This is a genomic window from Bacillus sp. LL01 (genome assembly GCF_001037965.1).
Map to the genome: position 1 here is coordinate 1 of NZ_LFEL01000004.1, position 18,877 is coordinate 18,877.

The following is an 18,877-nucleotide window of genomic DNA, read 5'->3' on the forward strand; positions in this document are numbered from 1 at the left end:
GCAGGAAATTTGAGAGGAGCTGTCCTTAGTACGAGAGGACCGGGATGGACGCACCGCTGGTGTACCAGTTGTCTTGCCAAAGGCATAGCTGGGTAGCTACGTGCGGACGGGATAAGTGCTGAAAGCATCTAAGCATGAAGCCCCCCTCAAGATGAGATTTCCTTTTGCTTCGGCAAGTAAGATCCCTGAAAGATGATCAGGTAGATAGGTTCGAGGTGGAAGCGTGGCGACACGTGCAGCTGACGAATACTAATCGATCGAGGACTTAACCCAAAACATTTGAACGATAGGAATGCCTTGATATGAACACATTATCTAGTTTTGAAGGAACAAGATAGTTGAAAAACTTCTTGATTTTCTTTCTTAATTCTATATAATATTATTTGTCTGGTAATGATGGCGAAGAGGTCACACCCGTTCCCATACCGAACACGGAAGTTAAGCTCTTCAGCGCCGATGGTAGTTGGGGGATCTCCCCCTGTGAGAGTAGGACGTTGCCAGGCAGATTTATATATGGAGGATTAGCTCAGCTGGGAGAGCACCTGCCTTACAAGCAGGGGGTCGGCGGTTCGATCCCGTCATCCTCCACCAATATTTTTTCATACAATGGAAAAAATCCAAAAAATCCAACTTTAATATGCCGGTGTAGCTCAGTTGGTAGAGCAACTGACTTGTAATCAGTAGGTCGTGGGTTCGACTCCTATCGCCGGCACCATTTAGTGCCATTAGCTCAGTCGGTAGAGCATCTGACTTTTAATCAGAGGGTCGAAGGTTCGAGTCCTTCATGGCACACCATTTATCTTGCGGGTGTGGCGGAATTGGCAGACGCGCTAGACTTAGGATCTAGTGTCTTTGACGTGGGGGTTCGAGTCCCTTCACCCGCATTTTAATCTTATATTAGCGGAAGTAGTTCAGTGGTAGAACATCACCTTGCCAAGGTGGGGGTCGCGGGTTCGAATCCCGTCTTCCGCTCCAAGAGACTTGCCGGGGTGGCGGAACTGGCAGACGCACAGGACTTAAAATCCTGCGGTAGGTGACTACCGTACCGGTTCGATTCCGGTCCTCGGCACCAGAGATTTTTAAAGCAGTAAAATAACTTTCATTTATAAGCGCCCGTAGCTCAATTGGATAGAGCGTTTGACTACGGATCAAAAGGTTAGGGGTTCAAGTCCTCTCGGGCGCGCCATTATCGGGGAGTAGCTCAGCTTGGTAGAGCACTTGGTTTGGGACCAAGGGGTCGCAGGTTCAAATCCTGTCTTCCCGACCATTAATTTCCTTTATCATTTACGGGGCCTTAGCTCAGCTGGGAGAGCGCCTGCTTTGCACGCAGGAGGTCAGCGGTTCGATCCCGCTAGGCTCCACTTTAATACTTTTTCTTTTTGGCGGTGTAGCGACGAGCGTTACTACAAGAATATGCTCCGAGTTGTCCCGACGGATTTACATCCTTGAATTTGCTTGCAGAGGAAGGGACACAGACCAATAACAATGGTACCAGTAAATCTAATGAAATACTTTTTCTTTTTGGCGGTGTAGCTCAGCTGGCTAGAGCGTACGGTTCATACCCGTGAGGTCGGGGGTTCGATCCCCTCCGCCGCTACCAAAAAGGACCTTTAGCTCAGCTGGTTAGAGCAGACGGCTCATAACCGTCCGGTCGTAGGTTCGAGTCCTACAAGGTCCACCAGTTCTTTCTATACGCGGAGGAATACCCAAGTCCGGCTGAAGGGATCGGTCTTGAAAACCGACAGGGGTGTCAAAGCCCGCGGGGGTTCGAATCCCTCTTCCTCTGCCATATTATTTAATTGTTATGGTGAGTATAGAATGAAGTTATTATCGCAGGATGGAGCAACGAGCATCTGCTTCTTGCAAAAGCTTCGAGTTGTACCGATCGATATACTTCACTGAATAAGCTTTCAGAGGTCGGGACAGTCAGTATGAAAAGTACATACGTAAACAAATCTTAATTAATATTATCGCGGGGTGGAGCAGTCCGGTAGCTCGTCGGGCTCATAATCCGAAGGTCGCAGGTTCAAATCCTGTCCCCGCAACCAAATGGTCCCGTGGTGTAGCGGTTAACATGCCTGCCTGTCACGCAGGAGATCGCCGGTTCGATCCCGGTCGGGACCGCCATTTTTCAACTCAATAGTATGGCTCGGTAGCTCAGTTGGTAGAGCAATGGACTGAAAATCCATGTGTCGGCGGTTCGATTCCGTCCCGAGCCACTTTGATTTTTTTACGTGGTGAAAATAATAAGATTTTTTCAAACAGTGAAAATAATCATTATCATGCCGGTGTAGCTCAGTTGGTAGAGCAACTGACTTGTAATCAGTAGGTCGTGGGTTCGACTCCTATCGCCGGCACCATTTTTACAAAAAAATATTATTATGGCGGTTGTGGCGAAGTGGTTAACGCACCTGATTGTGGTTCAGGCATTCGTGGGTTCGATTCCCATCAGTCGCCCTTTTTAGCGGGTGTAGTTTAATGGTAAAACCTCAGCCTTCCAAGCTGATGTCGTGGGTTCGATTCCCATCACCCGCTCCATTTTTATGGGCCTATAGCTCAGCTGGTTAGAGCGCACGCCTGATAAGCGTGAGGTCGGTGGTTCGAGTCCACTTAGGCCCACCATAGAGTATTATATTTAAATCTTTGTAATATTCCACCATAGCTCAGCGGTAGAGCATTCGGCTGTTAACCGAAGGGTCGTAGGTTCGAATCCTACTGGTGGAGCCATTTCTGGGGAAGTACTCAAGTGGCTGAAGAGGCGCCCCTGCTAAGGGTGTAGGTCGTGTAAGCGGCGCGAGGGTTCAAATCCCTCCTTCTCCGCCAGAATTTAGGCCCGTTGGTCAAGCGGTTAAGACACCGCCCTTTCACGGCGGTAACACGGGTTCGAATCCCGTACGGGTCATCAAAAGTTGTGGTATTTTTAAAATATCATGGCTTTTTTTATTTGTCCTCTTTCTTCTTTTCTATCAATAGTTTTTATCGCTCCTGCAATTTCCTTTTCCTACTAATTTCAATACACCCAATCTTTTTTTTATAACTTATTCCATTCCCTTTTTCAATTCCTTTTAAACCTGATTTTCAATAATAAATTTAGTATTTAAATATAACAATAAAATGTAAGCGTGTACATTTTACTAATCATACTCTAGTTATCGAAAAAACTTTTCGACATATAACTACAAAAATCCTCCTAGTATTTAGTCGAATCAACTCAGTTTGTAACCCCTTACAAAAACGTTGATAAATCAAGAGTTCAAGTAGAACAACAATGAAAACGATTTCCTAAAAAATTGAAATTTCGACAAATTCCCCTATGAGAATAAATTCTGTTGCTTTATGTCATACGATTCTGACTTGTCGTATAAAGGAGAATATTATAAAAAAGAGAATATGTAGTGTATAACAATATTCTTTTTATAGGGAATGACGGAAGGGTGAAAAATTTGATTGCTACAAGTGCCACTGATTTTCAACTGCACCTTTTTCATGAGGGGACGTTATATAAAAGTTATGAGCTTTTTGGAGCACATATCATACGCCATCGAAAGAAAGTATTAGGGACAAGATTTACTGTGTGGGCTCCCAATGCGAAGGCTGTTCGTGTAATGGGTTCTTTTAACGAGTGGAACGGAGAGAAGCATCCACTTGAAAGGTTAAATAATGAGGGTGTGTGGAGCATCCATATTGATGAAGATCTAAGCAAACATTTATATAAGTATGAAATTGTTACAGAGTCGGGAGATGTATTACATAAGGCGGACCCATTTGCTTTTCATGCTGAGGTTCGTCCTAAAACGGCTTCCATAGTCTATGATTTGGAAGGATATAAATGGAAAGATCAGAACTGGCGCAGAAAGAAAAAGCGAAAGCTGGTTTACGAGAAACCCATGTTCATATATGAGCTGCATCTTGGTTCCTGGAAGAAGAAAGATGGAGGCGAGCTCTATTCCTATAAAGAACTGATTGCCGAGCTTATCCCTTATGTAAAGGACCATGGATTCACTCATATTGAATTGCTTCCGCTTATAGAGCACCCCTATGACCGTTCTTGGGGGTATCAAGGTACTGGCTACTATGCAGCGACAAGTAGATATGGAAATCCAAACGATCTGATGGCTTTCATCGATGCATGTCACCGGGAGGACATTGGAGTGATATTGGATTGGGTTCCTGGTCACTTCTGTAAGGATGCACATGGACTATATATGTTTGACGGAGCACCAGTCTTTGAATATGAAAATTATCATGACCGGGAGAATGAAATATGGGGTACTGCGAACTTTGACCTTGGTAAGCCTGAAGTCCGAAGCTTTCTGATTTCCAATGCTCTGTTCTGGATGGAGTATTTCCATGTGGACGGTTTCAGGGTAGATGCAGTGGCAAATATGCTGTATTGGCCCAATTCACAGGAGGAGCATGCTAACCCTTATGCACAGCAGTTTTTGAAAAAGTTGAACGAGGCGGTATTTGAGCAGGATTACAGTGCGCTGATGATTGCGGAAGATTCTACGGATTGGCCTCTTGTAACTACTCCTACTACCAGTGGTGGATTAGGATTCAATTATAAATGGAATATGGGATGGATGAATGACATTCTAAGGTATATGGAGGCTTCACCTGAGCAAAGAAGGCACTTACACGATAAAGTGACATTCTCCATCGTGTATGCATTCTCCGAAAATTTCATTTTACCTTTTTCACACGATGAGGTCGTTCATGGTAAAAAGTCATTGCTAAATAAAATGCCGGGAGATTACCACGAGAAATTCGCACAGCTTAGATTATTATATGGCTTCCTTCTTGCGCACCCAGGAAAAAAGCTTCTATACATGGGTGGAGAATTTGGTCAGTTTGATGAGTGGAAGGATCTGGAGCAATTGGATTGGTTTTTATTGGACCAATATGAATCCCATCAACAAATGCATCACTATGTTAAAGAGTTATTGGATTTTTACCATAAACAGAAAGCTTTGTATGAATTGGATCATGTTCCTGAAGGGTTTGAATGGATAGATGCAGACAACCGGGATCAGAGCATCTTCTCCTTTATCAGAAAAGGTAAAAAGCCTGCGGATATGTTAGTTGTAATATGTAATTTCACTGGAGCATCTTATGAAGGTTTTAGAGTAGGTGTGCCTTTGCTTGCGGAATATGAGGAAGTGTTCAACTCGGATGAACAAAGATACGGTGGGAACGGACTTTTAAATGATCAGGAAATTAGTGCTGTAGAGGGAGCATATCATGGCAAGGACTATCATATGATGGTCAATGTTGCTCCATTTGGTGTGAGTATGTGGCGGCCGAAGAAAATTAGAGGGGAGAGATAACGCGATGTCGAAAAATAAATGTGTAGCTATGTTACTAGCAGGAGGAAAAGGAAGCAGACTCAGTTCCTTAACGAAAACTTTAGCAAAACCGGCGGTACCTTTCGGAGGGAAATATAGAATCATTGATTTTGCATTGAGCAATTGCACAAATTCAGGAATTACTACTGTAGGGGTTTTGACTCAATACCAACCTCTAGTACTGAACTCATATATCGGAATCGGAAGTACATGGGACTTGGACCGTAAAAATGGTGGAGTGACTGTATTGCCGCCTTATACGGAATCTTCCGGTGTCAAGTGGTACACAGGTACTGCCAGCGCAATCTATCAAAATCTCAATTACCTTACGCAATTTGACCCTGAATATGTCCTTATTTTATCAGGAGACCATATTTACAAAATGAATTATGAGGAAATGTTGGATTATCATATACAGAAAGACGCGGATGTATCAATTTCGGTTGTGGAGGTTCCGTGGGAGGAAGCGAGCCGATTCGGAATTATGAATACGAACGAGAAGATGGAAGTGGTGGAATTTGATGAGAAACCGGCACATCCAAAGAGCAATCTGGCATCCATGGGAATCTATATTTTCAAATGGTCTATTTTGAAGGAGTATCTGGAAATGGATGATAGAAACCCTGATTCCAGCCATGATTTCGGGAAGGATGTTATTCCTTTGCTATTAGAAGAGAATAAGAGCCTGATAGCATACCCATTCAAAGGTTATTGGAAGGATGTCGGGACAGTAAAAAGTCTATGGGAAGCAAATATGGATTTATTGAAAGAGGATTGCGAGCTGAACCTCTTTGAGTATGACTGGCGCATTTATTCTGTCAATCCGAACCAGCCTCCTCAGTTTATTGCCCCGTACGCAGATGTGAAGGATTCCCTTGTGAATGAGGGGTGCTTCATCGAAGGAAAGATTGATCATTCCGTATTATTCCAAGGTGTAAATGTCGGAAAGAATTCGGTGATCCAGAACTCCGTTATCATGCCTGATGCGATAATAGGAGAAAATGTGTATGTGAACAAGGCGATCATTCCGTCCGGTATCAGAATTCCTGATGGTGCAGTCATTTGTCCGGAGAAAAATGAAGACGAGATTATTTTAGTGACTGAGGAAATGATGGATAAAGGTATCTTCTCCATAACCCGATAGATGACACAAAATCAAACACAGGAAGGGTGTCCGTTTATGAATAAATCTATGTTAGGAATCATCGATGCAACGATCCATAATGAAGAAATGCAGGAGCTGACGTTAAAGCGTTCCATAGCTGCTGTTCCTTTTGGAGGACGTTATCGTTTAATAGACTTTGTACTTTCAAATATGGTCAATTCGGGAATACAGAATGTAGCTATCTTCCCGCGTTACCAGTATCGTTCTTTGATGGACCATCTCGGTTCAGGGAAGCAGTGGGATCTGGACCGCAAACGTGATGGATTGTTCTTCTTTCCAAGTTCGGAAAATGTGAATACAGGTTCTTTTCAGCATTTCAAAGAGAATGAGGATTTTTTCGTGCGAAGCAATCAGAAATATGTTGTAATCGCCAATAGTTATACTGTTAGCAATATGAATTTTAAGCAGATTTTAGATCGCCATATTCAAAACAGATGTGATATCACGCATGTTGTGAAAGAGGAAGAAACGCTGGATTTGTATGTGCTGGAAAAAGATTTACTCGTAAAATTGTTCATGAATCATGAACAAACAGGGTATAGAAGTATTATGGATGTTGTGCAGGACATTACCGGCGGGTATAAGATATGCAACTATGAATATACAAGGTACGCCGCCGTGATAGACTCCTTGGAAAGTTATTATGAGCATAGTCTGGAACTGCTTGATCCTGTCGTTTGGAAACAGGTATTTGTTAAAAACCAGCCTGTCTTCACCAAGGTTAAAGACGAGCCTCCGACAAGCTATTCGAAAGATGCCTATGTGAAGAATTCAATGATCGCAAATGGTGTAATCATTGAGGGGCATGTGGAGAACAGCATTATTTTCCGGGGAGTTAAAATCGGTAAAGGTACAGTCATCAAAAACAGCATTGTAATGCAAAAGGGTGTAATTGGGGAGAATTGTGTTTTAGATTCCGTCATCTTAGACAAAGATGTTAAGGTTGAGAATCGTACGGTGTTAACAGGGAAAGAGGATTCCCCTTATTTAGTGAAAAAAGGGTCAATACAAGGAGCTCTGATGAATTCGTGAAAGTATTATTTGTTGTTTCAGAATGTGTCCCGTTTGTAAAATCAGGTGGTTTAGGTGATGTTGCTGGAGCATTACCTAAGGAATTGAAAAAGCTTGGCACGGACGTACGGGTCATCCTACCAAAGTACGGACAGATTCCAGAAGTATTTAAAAATAAAATGAAAAGGATACAGACCACTTTTGTGGACGTGGGTTGGCGTCACCAGTATTGTGGTGTGGAAGAATTGATACATGATAATGTAACCTATTATTTTATCGATAATGAATACTACTTCAACCGCGATTCCCTGTACGGTCACTTTGATGACGGGGAACGCTTTTCCTTTTTCTGTCGGGCGGTTCTGGAGAGCATGACAGCAATCAATTTTATCCCGGACGTGATTCATAGTCATGACTGGCATACCGGAATGGTCAATTTTGTTTTGGAGCGGGAGTACAAGCAAAACCCACGCTTTGAACATATCCAAAGTGTATTTACTATTCATAACCTTCAATTTCAGGGTGTGTTCCCACCAAGTATTCTTCATGACCTGTTGCGGATTGATGATAAGCATTTCAACTCGGATGAGCTCGAATTTTTTGGCAATGTCAATTTCATGAAAGGGGCATTGGTATCTTCCGGGTACATTACCACTGTAAGTCCAACCTATAAGGATGAAATTCAGACTGCTTATTTTGGTGAAAAGCTTGATGGTGTTCTGCGTAATAGGAGCGACTCTCTTGTGGGGATCATTAATGGAATTGATGATGATCTGTACAGTCCTGAAACAAATGAATACATTGAAGCGAATTATTCCGCTAATAAAATGGGGAATAAAGTGCTGAATAAAGAGGCTCTTCAAAACTTATGCGGTCTTCCTGTAAAAGAAGAGACTCCAATTATTGCAATGGTAAGCAGATTGACAAAGCAGAAAGGGTTGGATCTTATCACATGTGTCCTCCACGAGGTGTTGGAAGAGGATGTGCAGATAGTTGTACTGGGAACGGGTGAACCACAGTTTGAGCAATATTTCCGTGATTTGTCTTATCGCTTTCCACAAAAGGTGAGGACATTCATTGGATTTGATGAACCGCTTGCTCATCAGATCTATGCAGGGGCAGATATGTTTTTGATGCCGTCTCAGTTTGAACCATGTGGGCTTGGCCAGTTGATTGCTCTGCGCTACGGGACTATTCCGATTGTAAGGGAAACAGGTGGGCTGAATGATACAGTCACGTCCTACGATGAGACTACATTGGAAGGGAACGGGTTTTCGTTTACCAATTTTAATGCTCATGATATGTTGTACACCATCAGGCGTGCAATCCATATATATGAGCAGCCGGAAGTATGGAAAGGTATCATGAAAGAAGCGATGGAGCGAGATTATAGCTGGGCTAAATCTGCGTTTAAATATAATCAATTGTATTCAACATTAATGGCTAGGAGTGGAGTGCATGTTCTCTGATAAGGAAAAATTCAAGGCTACTTTTTTGAAAAAACTAGAGAGTATGTACGGAAAAAGCTTTCAGGAATCAACCTCACGAGACCATTATCATACACTCGGAAATATGGTGCGGGAGTATATCAGCGCCAATTGGATCACCACCAATGAAAGGAATCGGGCTGCAGATGAGAAACAAGTGTATTATCTTTCCATCGAGTTTCTATTAGGAAGACTATTGGGAAGTAACCTCTTGAACCTCGGAATCCAAGGTGTCGTGGAAGAGGGATTGAAAGAGCTCGGTCTTGATCTATCAGAAATCGAAGAGATTGAAGCGGATGCCGGGCTAGGTAACGGCGGTCTTGGCCGTCTTGCTGCATGTTTCCTGGACTCTCTCGCTTCCTTAGATTTACCGGGACATGGATGCGGTATCCGTTATAAGCATGGTCTGTTCGATCAGAAGTTTGTCGATGGCTATCAGGTGGAGCTGCCGGAGCAATGGTTGAGACATGGTAACGTCTGGGAGGTGAGAAAACCCGATCAAGCGGTGGAAATCCACTTCTGGGGCAAGGTAGAGTCCTATAAGGAAGATGGGAAAGAGAAGTTCAGACATGCCAAAGGGGAGGCAATAACAGCTGTTCCTTACGACATGCCGGTTGTCGGCTATCAGACGGAGACGGTCAATATGCTTCGTCTCTGGAGTGCAGAGCCTGCGCCGTTTCCTACCAACAAAGACATTATGCAATATAAACGCGATACAGAGGCGGTTTCGGAATTTCTTTATCCGGATGATACCCATGATGAAGGGAAAATTCTGCGCCTCAAACAGCAATACTTCCTTGTTGCTGCTAGTATCGGGAGCATAATACGTTCCTATCGGAAGAAGAATGGTAGTCTAATAGATTTCCATAAGCGTGTCACAATCCATATCAATGACACACATCCTGTTCTGGCTATTCCAGAGCTGATGAGGATCTTGTTGGATGAAGAAGATATGAGCTGGGAACAAGCGTGGGAAATCACTTCCCATACTATTTCTTATACGAATCATACAACCCTTTCGGAAGCTTTGGAAAAATGGCCGGTCAACATCTTTCAACCGCTGTTGCCGCGTATTTATATGATTGTGGAAGAGATCAATGAGCGTTTTTGTGCCGACTTATGGAAAAAGTACCCTGGTCAGTGGGGGCGAATCGAGGAAATGGCGATTCTTGCTCATGGCTTGGTGAAGATGGCACATTTAGCGGTTGTTGGGAGCTTCAGCGTGAATGGTGTTGCGAAAATCCATACTGAAATTTTAAAGAATCGTGAAATGCGTTTATTTTACGAAGCTTTCCCGGATAAGTTCAACAATAAAACAAATGGCATTACTCATCGCCGCTGGTTATTGAAGGCTAATCCCCAACTGACCTCCCTAATCCAGGATACTATTGGATATGGATGGGTGAAGGACACGACACAGCTTCGACAGCTTGACGTATATGCAAACGATTCCGTGTTCTTGGAGAAGCTTGATCAGGTGAAGCGTGAGCGCAAATTGATACTTAGTGAAAGGATCCGAAAGCAGACTGGGATAATCCTGGATCCGGACAGTATTTTTGATGTGCAGGTAAAACGATTGCATGCCTATAAGCGTCAACTGCTGAATGTGTTTCATATCATGTATCTTTATAACCGTTTAAAGGAGGATAACAGTTTTGATATCCATCCTAGAACGTTCATTTTCGGTGCGAAGGCATCACCAGGCTACTATTATGCCAAAAGGGTCATTAAATTGATCAATTCTTTGTCTGATAAAGTGAATAAAGATCCCGCGATTGATGGCCGCTTAAAAGTTATCTTTCTGGAAAATTACCGAGTTTCCTTGGCAGAAGATATCTTCCCGGCAGCAGATGTTAGTGAGCAAATTTCTACTGCCAGCAAGGAGGCATCGGGGACCGGGAATATGAAGTTCATGATGAATGGGGCCTTGACTATCGGTACTCTGGATGGTGCCAATATTGAAATCAAGGATGAAGTCGGCGAAGAAAACATGTTCATTTTCGGACTGACAGCTGAACAGGTACTCAACTATTACCAAAACGGAGGGTATCGTTCGAGTGAATATTATCATCATGATAAACGCATCCAACAGGTGTTGGAGCAGTTGGTTAACGGCTTCTTCCCAGATGTGGATGACCACTTTGAGCCGATACACGACTCGTTGCTCATGCAGAATGATGAGTATTTTGTCTTGAAGGATTTTGCATCTTATATTGATGCGCAGAAGCGGGTGGATGCCGCCTATCGTGATCGTAATCGCTGGCTGACCATGAGCGCCAAAAACATTGCACATTCCGGCTTCTTCTCAAGCGACCGCACAATCAGACAATACGCCAATGAAATCTGGGGGCTTGAGCCAAGCTATAGCAAACGTTAAAAAAGAGGGGCTGCCTGCCCCTCTTTTTTGCGCCCTTCGACGTCGAAAGGAAAAATCCTTTAGGGGTCTGACCCCTTTAGTGAATTATTTTTTCAATTTCTCCTTCATTGCCTTAATATACGTTTCGATGCTGTGGTTTTTGACGATGGAGCCTGCGGTCAGCAGGAAGCGTGATGGGGTTTGGGTATGTTTGTAGTGCCAGGTCTTTTTGCTGATAGGAGCAACGACTTTTGTAGGTGGAACAAAGGGAACGAGATCGGCCAGGTTTACAAAGCGTATGGAGGCAGGGACATATTCGTTGTACACCCTGGAGAAGGCTTCGTCTCCTATACGTGGGGATCCATAATTGTACATATAAATGGAGGGGAATTTAGAGTTTATGGCACAATCCAATGAAAATAGGGTTGCCAGTGCTCCTCCCAGACTATGTCCGGTAACAAACAAAGTTTTGGAAGGGTCTAGCTTGTTCATACTATTCAATAGTTCGTCACGCATCGATTCATATACAGACAGGAAACCCCCATGAACGAGCAGATTGGATGAGCCACTGTACGGAAAAGGCCTCTGGAATATCTCCGCATCCGATATCCAATCTAGGTCTGTCTGTGTTCCTCTGAAGGAAACAACAATTGCATCCTCATTTTCCAAAATGAATCCAAACCATTCCAATGTATGAAAGGAAACTCCTTTAAATTCTTTTGTCAACTCAAAACCATGAGGTATGGAAAAAATCCCATTTTGAAAGTACTGATCATAGGCTATCTGACAGCATTCGGCTAGAAAAACAGCCCATTCTCTTGATAAAATATTTCTGTAGTACATTTCTCATATCCCTCACTTTTTAAAAAACGTGATAACGGTCTATGATAATGTATTGATGCAGGAATGAAGTGGTGCATATTTATGCGAGGGAAAAGGGAAAGTTACATGGTTTGTGGAACTACTAATTTAGATGAAAAATCAAAGGGGGAAAAATGGTGGCATATGAGTTGAAAACAAAAGAAACGGATAACAGTGTAATTGAATTTATTGAAGCGGTGGAAAGTCCGAAAAAACGCGAAGATGCCTATAAGCTTTTAGATATTTTTACGGAAACGACGGGGTATGAAGCGAAAATGTGGGGGCCAAGCATTATCGGTTTCGGCTCCTATCATTATAAATATCCAACCGGGCACGAAGGGGATTTTATGCTGATAGGTTTTTCACCACGGAAGGCAAAAATCAGCCTCTATTTTGCAACAGGAGATTCGAAAAGGGAGGTTCTGTTGAAAAAATTCGGTAAGCATACGACCGGGAAGGCTTGTGTGTACATAAATAAAGTGGCGGATATTGATGTGAATGTATTAAAAGAATTAATCAAACAGTCTATTGCGTTTTTAAGAGAAACTTACCCGGAAAAATAAGAAAGAGGCAACCTTCTGATGCTGAAGGTTGCCTCTTTCGACTTATTCCGTATAGGGATCTTTCTCATACCCATGTAAATCTCCAAAGGTTGTCATTATTCCTTCTTCATCTAGCGCATCCTCGTAGGCCTCATGTTTGATGGACGGATACACGGTTACATTCTGGCCATACATATCTGTTCCGACAAAATTTTCGTAGTCCTCTACATACCCTTCATTCTCTTCACTCTCCACATAGGTGCGGTCATAATTCTCCACATCATCAGAGAAATCGGAAGGGGATTCGGATGTACCATATCGCTGAACGATTTGCCACGTGTCTTCTGCATCAAAAGCGACGCCTTCTGACTCGTCGTATTCAAATCGTCCATATGGTGGCATCAATACTTGTTCTTCCACCGGACGGTCATGGGAAACAACTTGATCTGGGCTGTGCTCTTTGCAATAAGTGGTGGTTGGAAGAGCTTCCAGCCTGTCTTCATCAATATTTTTTCCGCAAACCTCACATTTACCATAGGTGCCATCTGTCATTGCTTGGAGAGCGTGATTTATATCCTGCATCTCTTTTTCAGCATGTTCATTTAAGGCCAGATCTTTCTCTCTTTCGTACAATTCGGTCCCGAGGTCCCCCGGGTGGTTATCATAGGCAGAAAGCTCACTGACTGTTTCGTATGGGTGTTCTTGTTCCAACTGGTAATGGTCATTCTGGTCCAGGTGGGCTTGAAGTTCTCTTTTTGTATCTTCGAGTTGTTGCTTTAATCGATTTATTTTATCAGTGGATATCATACAAATAGACTCCTTTCAAATTCCTGTCTATTTGTATTATGAACGTTCCTCTGAAAAACATGATTGCCAATTAAAAAAAGCTGACACGGATTAGGTATCAGCTGATTGATGGTTAAATAAAGTATCCTACGAGCAACCCAATTCCGAGTAGAAAGCCGAAGATGGTGTTGGTTTTTGCAGTTGCCACCATGGCAGGCATCATTGTGACATTGCTGTTATTATTCGTGAATCCTTTGATTGCAGAAAGTGGTTTAGCTATTGACAGAAAGACTAATAATAACCAGAATGATGCGTAGCCCAAAGCGATAAAGAGCACAATAAGAGCATAGGAAAAGATGAACATCGCCGCGAGTAATAAGATTGCGTTTTCTCTTCCTAAAAGGATTGCGACCGTCTTACGGCCATTCTCTTTATCACCGACAATATCCCGGATGTTATTTGCCAAAAGAATTGCTCCGACAAGAATGGAAATCGGTATAGAGATCAGCATGGCTGTATCTGAAATGGTACCTGTTTGTATATAGAAAGAAATCAAAATAATAACAAATCCCATGAAGAAACCTGCTACAATTTCTCCAAAAGGGGTATAGGCAATAGGGTAAGGACCACCTGTATAAAAATATCCGGCTGCCATACAGGCTGTCCCGATTGCGGCCAACCACCAGGTGCTGTTCATGCAAATATATATTCCAAGTAAAGTGGCGATCCCAAAGAATATGAAAGCTAAACGTAAAACGGTGCCAGGTTTGACGCCATGTCGTACAATGGCTCCGCCGATTCCTACCGAGTTTTCATTATCCAGTCCTTTTTTGAAATCGTAGTATTCATTAATCATGTTTGTTGCTGCTTGAATTAATATACTTGCCACTAACATTGCAAAGAATAGCGGACAATCAATGACTGTATCATAAAGTGCAAGTGCAGTACCGATAAATACCGGTACAAAAGCCGCGGTCAGTGTATGTGGACGCAGAAGGTTCCACCACACCTTCCATTTCTTTTCTGTAGGTGCTTGATAGCTTGTCTCTGTTTGTATTGTCTGAGGCTGCATTATGACCCCTCCATCTATTAGTAAGGCTATATAAAAATAGCCATCAAAAAAACGAAAATATATATTATAAATACAATATAAGTGTATGTAAAGGGACATAGGGTGTCAACGGTTTTTCAGAAGAAACAAAGGAAGATTTTACATGTAAATATTATAAGGAAGAAACTCGAAGGAAAAAGGCTCATTTTGTTGACATAAAAAGGTTTTGAGGTGTATCTTTAAGGAAGCTATTCGAGAGACAAAGTCTTGCGGTATCAAGGCCTCGGGGGGAGTCTTACATGATTACAATACCATTTCACCATATAGTGAATTTATGGGAGGAAGCGAAAACGAAAGCGACCTCGATAAATCAGTCGGTTTTAATTAGTTATACGAAAAAAGTAGAGCAGCTAGATCCCCTGCAATTTTTCCAAAGAAGTGAACGATACTTTCCAGGTCAACGTTTCTTTTGGTCAAATCCCGATCATTCTCATATGATGGTTGGAGCAGGTGTAACTGCAGAGTTCACTGCAGATGGAGAAGAAGACAGGTATCAAAATATTGAAAAACAATGGAAACGCTTTATACAAAAAGCGGTTTGCAAAAGTGATGCTCAAACGGTAGGGCCCGTCATCTATGGTGGCTTTTCTTTTGATCCGAAAAAGGAAAAAACGCTGCTGTGGAATCAGTTTTCGGACGCGCTCTTCATTTTACCTACATTCATGCTTACAAAAATAGAGAACAACACATATATTACAATAAATTACTTGAGTGATTGTGATGAAGCTACACTTAAAGGCTTAGTTAATATGGAAGAAGAGCTATTAAATGGCTCTTCTATTCAGCATGAGGGTACTACCTCCATTGTAAAATGCCTGGAAATGGATCCGGTCGAATGGAAGGAGTCCATCTCCAAAGTGACCAAGCGAATAACGGAAGGCCAGATGGATAAGGTTGTACTGGCAAGAGAGCTGCGCGTACTTTTTCAGGATAAAGTAAATGTCACATCTGTTCTGCATAACCTTTTGGAAGAGCAAGCGAACAGCTATTTATTCACGATTGAAAGAGGAACGGACTGCTTCTTGGGAGCAACACCTGAACAATTGGTTAAAAAACAGGGCGAAAAGGTCCAATCCATGTGTTTGGCTGGCTCGATTGCACGTGGAGCTACAATGGAAGAAGACGATCAATTTGGTAAGGCACTACTTACTGATGAGAAAAACATGCATGAACATGACCTTGTTGTCCAAATGATTCGTGCTTCATTAGAGAAAGTTTGTGAGCAGGTACGTACACCATCAGAGCCGAATTTGTACAAAATGAAGCATATTCAGCACTTGCATACACCAGTAATGGCACATGCGAAAAATGATAACAGCATTACAGCCTTGGTGAAACTGCTTCACCCTACTCCAGCGCTTGGTGGATTTCCACAAGAGATTTCCTTGGAGACCATTAGGGAAGTGGAAAGATTGGATAGAGGCTGGTATGCCGGCCCGATTGGATGGATGGACTGGAAGGAAGACGGGGAATTTATCGTGGCAATTCGTTCAGGATTGTTGCAGGGCAGGGAAGCCTCTTTATTTGCAGGTTGCGGAATTGTCGGAGATTCCGATCCAGAGAGCGAATATCATGAAACCCAGATCAAATTCCGACCAATGTTATCAGCACTAGGGGGCAATTTGACACAATGAATGCAACAAACGACATGACGTATTACCTTGCAGCATTTGTAGATGAATTAGTTAAAAGCGGTCTGGAGAATGTGGTTATCAGTCCTGGATCCCGCTCCACCCCTATAGCGCTTTTAATGGCCGAACATCCTGACCTGCATGTAACTGTGTTGATTGACGAACGCTCCGCAGCATTTTATGCTCTTGGTTTGGCAAAAACAAGCAACAAGCCTGTGGCCATTCTTTGCACGTCCGGTACTGCAGCGACCAATTATTATCCTGCAATTGTGGAAGCCTATCAATCAAGGCTTCCTTTGATTGTCTTAACAGCTGACCGGCCCCATGAGCTCCGTGATGTGGGGGCGCCACAAGCAATCGACCAGTTGAAAATGTATGGGGATTATGTGAAGTGGTTTGTGGAAATGTCCATTCCACAGGATACACCGGCAATGGTTCGCTATGCGCGCACGATGGCTGCACGGGCTGCGGGAGCTTCCTTAAGTGCTCCAGGCGGGCCTGTTCATCTCAACTTTCCACTGCGTGAACCGTTAATTCCTGATTTGGATGCTGTGGATTTGTGGACAAAATACAAGAAAAACAATGAATCTATTGTGGAAGTCAATGTTGGGGAATATGCCATTTCCTATGAAAAAGCCTCCTATTTTGCTAAGCTTTTGAGTGAGAGGGAAAAAGGAGTCATTGTATGTGGAGAAATACCTCAATCAAAGACTAGTGCCTTTACGGATGCCATTACGAAGCTCTCGGAAGCGCTGCAGTACCCTATTTTTGCAGATCCTTTATCTGGGTTGAGGACTGGATCCCATTCTAAAAACACAATAGTGGAAGGCTATGATGCATTTCTGCGCCCTGATGAAGTGAAAGAAGCATTGCAACCGGAAGTTATCATCCGATTCGGCGCTATGCCGGTGTCCAAGTTTTTGATGCAATACATAAGTAAATCCAGCCACGCCATTCAAATTATCGTGGACGGGGATGGAGGATGGCGAGATCCGACACTTGAAGCAACCTATATGGTCCACGCCGAAGAAACTCGTTTTTGTGAGGAAGTGGCGAAACAACTGGAACCTCGAGCAACCTGTGAGTGGTTGGATCTTATCAAATCATTGAATGATAAAACAAAAATGGCCCTGTCAGTGGGGCAAGTTGATAGCATGTTCGAGGGAAGAATCATTACAGAGCTTCAAGCACTTCTTCCTGATAAGTCAGCTATTTTTGTAGGGAACAGCATGCCGATAAGAGATGTGGATACATTCTTGCACAGCAATGATAAAAAGCTTGCCGTGCTTGCCAATAGAGGAGCAAATGGTATAGATGGCGTTGTTTCCACCGCACTTGCAGCAAGTAATGCTTATAAGAATCTGGTACTAGTCATTGGTGATTTATCCTTCTACCACGATATGAATGGTCTGCTTGCAGCCAAATTGGAGAAGCTTAATGTAACCATTGTTCTTGTAAATAACAATGGAGGAGGAATCTTTTCCTTCCTTCCTCAGTCAAAAGTGGAGAAGCATTTTGAGACATTGTTTGGCACTCCGACTCATATGGACTATGAGCATGCGGTCAGGCTATATGATGGGAAATACACACCCGCTCCTAATTGGCACGATTTCAGGGCTGCGGTTGTTGACTCTTTAAACAGAGGTGGATTAAAAGTTATCGAAGTGCCGACTAATCGAAAAGAAAATGAAGAACTTCATCGGGAATTGTGGAAAAATGTTTCCCAGGAAATGATCTTGTCGATGGAGACGAAATTCAATGAAAATTAATGGTGTATCCTATCATGTCGAGATAATAGGTGGTGGCGAACACCATGTACTTATGTTGCATGGCTTCACTGGAAAAGGAGCAAACTTTAAGGACATGCTTGCGGATTTTCCGCATTCTGATTGTTACACTTTTATATTGATAGACCAACTTGGCCATGGGAAATCAGAAAGTCCGATGCAATCGAAACGGTATAGCATGGAAAATACTACAGCTGATTTGAAGGCGATACTTGATCATCTTGGTATTTCACGTGTTTCGCTTTATGGATATTCCATGGGAGGACGGCTGGCTCTTTCCTTTGCCACTTCCCATCCTTCAATGGTAAGAAAATTAGTGCTGGAGAGTGCCTCGCCCGGTTTGGCAACGAAAGAGGAGCGTCTCAAAAGGAAGCAGGCTGATGAAAAGCTAGCTGATAGGATTCAAAATGAAGGACTTGAAGCCTTTGTTGAATTTTGGACAAACATCCCCCTGTTTCAGTCACAAAAGAAACTTCCTGAGAGTAAACAGGCGGAAGTTCATGAGCAGAGAATGGGGAATAACGTTGTTGGTCTTGCAAACAGCCTGCGTGGAGTAGGGACAGGGGTTCAGCCTTCTTATTGGGAGCACCTAAGACTAATTGAATTTGCCGTGCTTATAGCTGCAGGTGAGTGGGACGAGAAATTTGTCTTGATTGCTCAGGAAATGGAAAATAGGATAGAAAAATCGCATTTTATAAAAATAAGTGAAGCGGGACATGCAATTCATGTGGAACAACCGCGAAAGTTTGGTAAAATAGTAAGTGAGTTTTTGTCGAACTAATTTATTTAGGGAGG

12 protein-coding genes, 22 tRNA genes and 2 rRNA genes are annotated in these 18,877 nt (G+C 42.9%); 33 read left to right on the top strand and 3 right to left on the bottom strand.

The window, feature by feature from the left end; translation table 11 throughout:
* The 29 genes from AB685_RS12505 to AB685_RS12645 all read left to right on the top strand — a co-directional run.
* Positions 1–273, top strand: a 23S ribosomal RNA gene (locus tag AB685_RS12505); the annotation flags it as partial.
* A gap of 113 nt (positions 274–386) precedes the next feature.
* Positions 387–503 (top strand): 5S ribosomal RNA (rrf, locus tag AB685_RS12510).
* A 12-nt stretch (positions 504–515) separates the two neighbouring features.
* A tRNA-Val gene (locus AB685_RS12515) sits at positions 516–591 on the top strand.
* Between the two features lie 48 nt (positions 592–639).
* A tRNA-Thr gene (locus AB685_RS12520) sits at positions 640–715 on the top strand.
* Between the two features lie 4 nt (positions 716–719).
* Positions 720–795 (top strand) — tRNA-Lys (locus AB685_RS12525).
* Positions 796–803: 8 nt separating this feature from the next.
* A tRNA-Leu gene (locus tag AB685_RS12530) sits at positions 804–884 on the top strand.
* A gap of 16 nt (positions 885–900) precedes the next feature.
* Positions 901–975, top strand: a tRNA-Gly gene (locus AB685_RS12535).
* 8 nt (positions 976–983) lie between these two features.
* Positions 984–1,072, top strand: a tRNA-Leu gene (locus tag AB685_RS12540).
* A 37-nt stretch (positions 1,073–1,109) separates the two neighbouring features.
* A tRNA-Arg gene (locus AB685_RS12545) sits at positions 1,110–1,186 on the top strand.
* A 4-nt stretch (positions 1,187–1,190) separates the two neighbouring features.
* Positions 1,191–1,267 (top strand) — tRNA-Pro (locus AB685_RS12550).
* Positions 1,268–1,288: 21 nt separating this feature from the next.
* Positions 1,289–1,361, top strand: a tRNA-Ala gene (locus tag AB685_RS12555).
* 162 nt (positions 1,362–1,523) lie between these two features.
* Positions 1,524–1,600: transfer RNA gene (locus AB685_RS12560), tRNA-Met, on the top strand.
* Positions 1,601–1,604: 4 nt separating this feature from the next.
* Positions 1,605–1,681: transfer RNA gene (locus tag AB685_RS12565), tRNA-Ile, on the top strand.
* A 15-nt stretch (positions 1,682–1,696) separates the two neighbouring features.
* Positions 1,697–1,789: transfer RNA gene (locus AB685_RS12570), tRNA-Ser, on the top strand.
* 182 nt (positions 1,790–1,971) lie between these two features.
* Positions 1,972–2,048: transfer RNA gene (locus AB685_RS12575), tRNA-Met, on the top strand.
* A 3-nt stretch (positions 2,049–2,051) separates the two neighbouring features.
* Positions 2,052–2,127 (top strand) — tRNA-Asp (locus AB685_RS12580).
* Between the two features lie 19 nt (positions 2,128–2,146).
* Positions 2,147–2,219: transfer RNA gene (locus AB685_RS12585), tRNA-Phe, on the top strand.
* A gap of 65 nt (positions 2,220–2,284) precedes the next feature.
* Positions 2,285–2,360 (top strand) — tRNA-Thr (locus AB685_RS12590).
* A gap of 24 nt (positions 2,361–2,384) precedes the next feature.
* Positions 2,385–2,457, top strand: a tRNA-His gene (locus AB685_RS12595).
* Positions 2,458–2,464: 7 nt separating this feature from the next.
* Positions 2,465–2,538: transfer RNA gene (locus tag AB685_RS12600), tRNA-Gly, on the top strand.
* Between the two features lie 7 nt (positions 2,539–2,545).
* Positions 2,546–2,622: transfer RNA gene (locus AB685_RS12605), tRNA-Ile, on the top strand.
* A gap of 30 nt (positions 2,623–2,652) precedes the next feature.
* Positions 2,653–2,727: transfer RNA gene (locus tag AB685_RS12610), tRNA-Asn, on the top strand.
* A gap of 5 nt (positions 2,728–2,732) precedes the next feature.
* Positions 2,733–2,823 (top strand) — tRNA-Ser (locus tag AB685_RS12615).
* 7 nt (positions 2,824–2,830) lie between these two features.
* Positions 2,831–2,902, top strand: a tRNA-Glu gene (locus AB685_RS12620).
* Positions 2,903–3,443: 541 nt separating this feature from the next.
* A complete protein-coding gene (glgB, locus tag AB685_RS12625; RefSeq protein ID WP_047971376.1) occupies positions 3,444–5,327 on the top strand; it encodes a 1,4-alpha-glucan branching enzyme in 1,884 nt (627 codons plus the stop codon).
* Between the two features lie 4 nt (positions 5,328–5,331).
* On the top strand, positions 5,332–6,489 hold the full coding sequence (locus AB685_RS12630; protein ID WP_047970975.1) for a glucose-1-phosphate adenylyltransferase: 1,158 nt from the start codon (positions 5,332–5,334) through the stop codon (positions 6,487–6,489).
* 36 nt (positions 6,490–6,525) lie between these two features.
* Entirely contained in the window at positions 6,526–7,542 is a 1,017-nt protein-coding gene (locus AB685_RS12635) for a sugar phosphate nucleotidyltransferase (protein ID WP_047970976.1), read from the top strand.
* A complete protein-coding gene (glgA, locus tag AB685_RS12640) occupies positions 7,539–8,990 on the top strand; it encodes a glycogen synthase GlgA (RefSeq protein ID WP_047970977.1) in 1,452 nt (483 codons plus the stop codon). The genes AB685_RS12635 and glgA overlap by 4 nt, the downstream gene beginning before the upstream one ends.
* Entirely contained in the window at positions 8,980–11,385 is a 2,406-nt protein-coding gene (locus AB685_RS12645; protein WP_047970978.1) for a glycogen/starch/alpha-glucan phosphorylase, read from the top strand. The genes glgA and AB685_RS12645 overlap by 11 nt, the downstream gene beginning before the upstream one ends.
* Positions 11,386–11,469: 84 nt before the next feature.
* Here AB685_RS12645 and AB685_RS12650 read toward each other — a convergent pair whose 3' ends face one another.
* Entirely contained in the window at positions 11,470–12,207 is a 738-nt protein-coding gene (locus tag AB685_RS12650) for a lipase family protein (RefSeq protein ID WP_047970979.1), read from the bottom strand.
* Between the two features lie 152 nt (positions 12,208–12,359).
* Here AB685_RS12650 and AB685_RS12655 point away from each other — a divergent pair, with 152 nt between their 5' ends.
* Positions 12,360–12,788, top strand: coding sequence for a DUF1801 domain-containing protein (locus AB685_RS12655; RefSeq protein ID WP_047970980.1), 429 nt, complete (start codon positions 12,360–12,362; stop codon positions 12,786–12,788).
* 42 nt (positions 12,789–12,830) lie between these two features.
* On the opposite strand, the gene AB685_RS12660 is transcribed toward AB685_RS12655, so the two are convergent.
* Positions 12,831–13,574, bottom strand: a complete 744-nt coding sequence (locus tag AB685_RS12660) for a TraR/DksA C4-type zinc finger protein (protein WP_047970981.1) — start codon at positions 13,572–13,574, stop codon at positions 12,831–12,833.
* 112 nt (positions 13,575–13,686) lie between these two features.
* A complete protein-coding gene (locus AB685_RS12665; protein WP_047970982.1) occupies positions 13,687–14,625 on the bottom strand; it encodes a 1,4-dihydroxy-2-naphthoate polyprenyltransferase in 939 nt (312 codons plus the stop codon).
* A gap of 278 nt (positions 14,626–14,903) precedes the next feature.
* Between AB685_RS12665 and AB685_RS12670 the strand changes: the two genes are divergently transcribed.
* The 3 genes from AB685_RS12670 to menH are packed head-to-tail and all read left to right on the top strand — an operon-like array spanning position 14,904 to position 18,863.
* A complete protein-coding gene (locus tag AB685_RS12670; RefSeq protein ID WP_047970983.1) occupies positions 14,904–16,298 on the top strand; it encodes an isochorismate synthase in 1,395 nt (464 codons plus the stop codon).
* Positions 16,295–18,064, top strand: coding sequence for a 2-succinyl-5-enolpyruvyl-6-hydroxy-3-cyclohexene-1-carboxylic-acid synthase (gene menD / locus AB685_RS12675; protein ID WP_047970984.1), 1,770 nt, complete (start codon positions 16,295–16,297; stop codon positions 18,062–18,064). The genes AB685_RS12670 and menD overlap by 4 nt, the downstream gene beginning before the upstream one ends.
* A complete protein-coding gene (gene menH, locus AB685_RS12680) occupies positions 18,054–18,863 on the top strand; it encodes a 2-succinyl-6-hydroxy-2,4-cyclohexadiene-1-carboxylate synthase (protein WP_047970985.1) in 810 nt (269 codons plus the stop codon). Before menD ends, menH begins: the two co-directional genes overlap by 11 nt.
* Positions 18,864–18,877 lie beyond the last annotated feature (14 nt).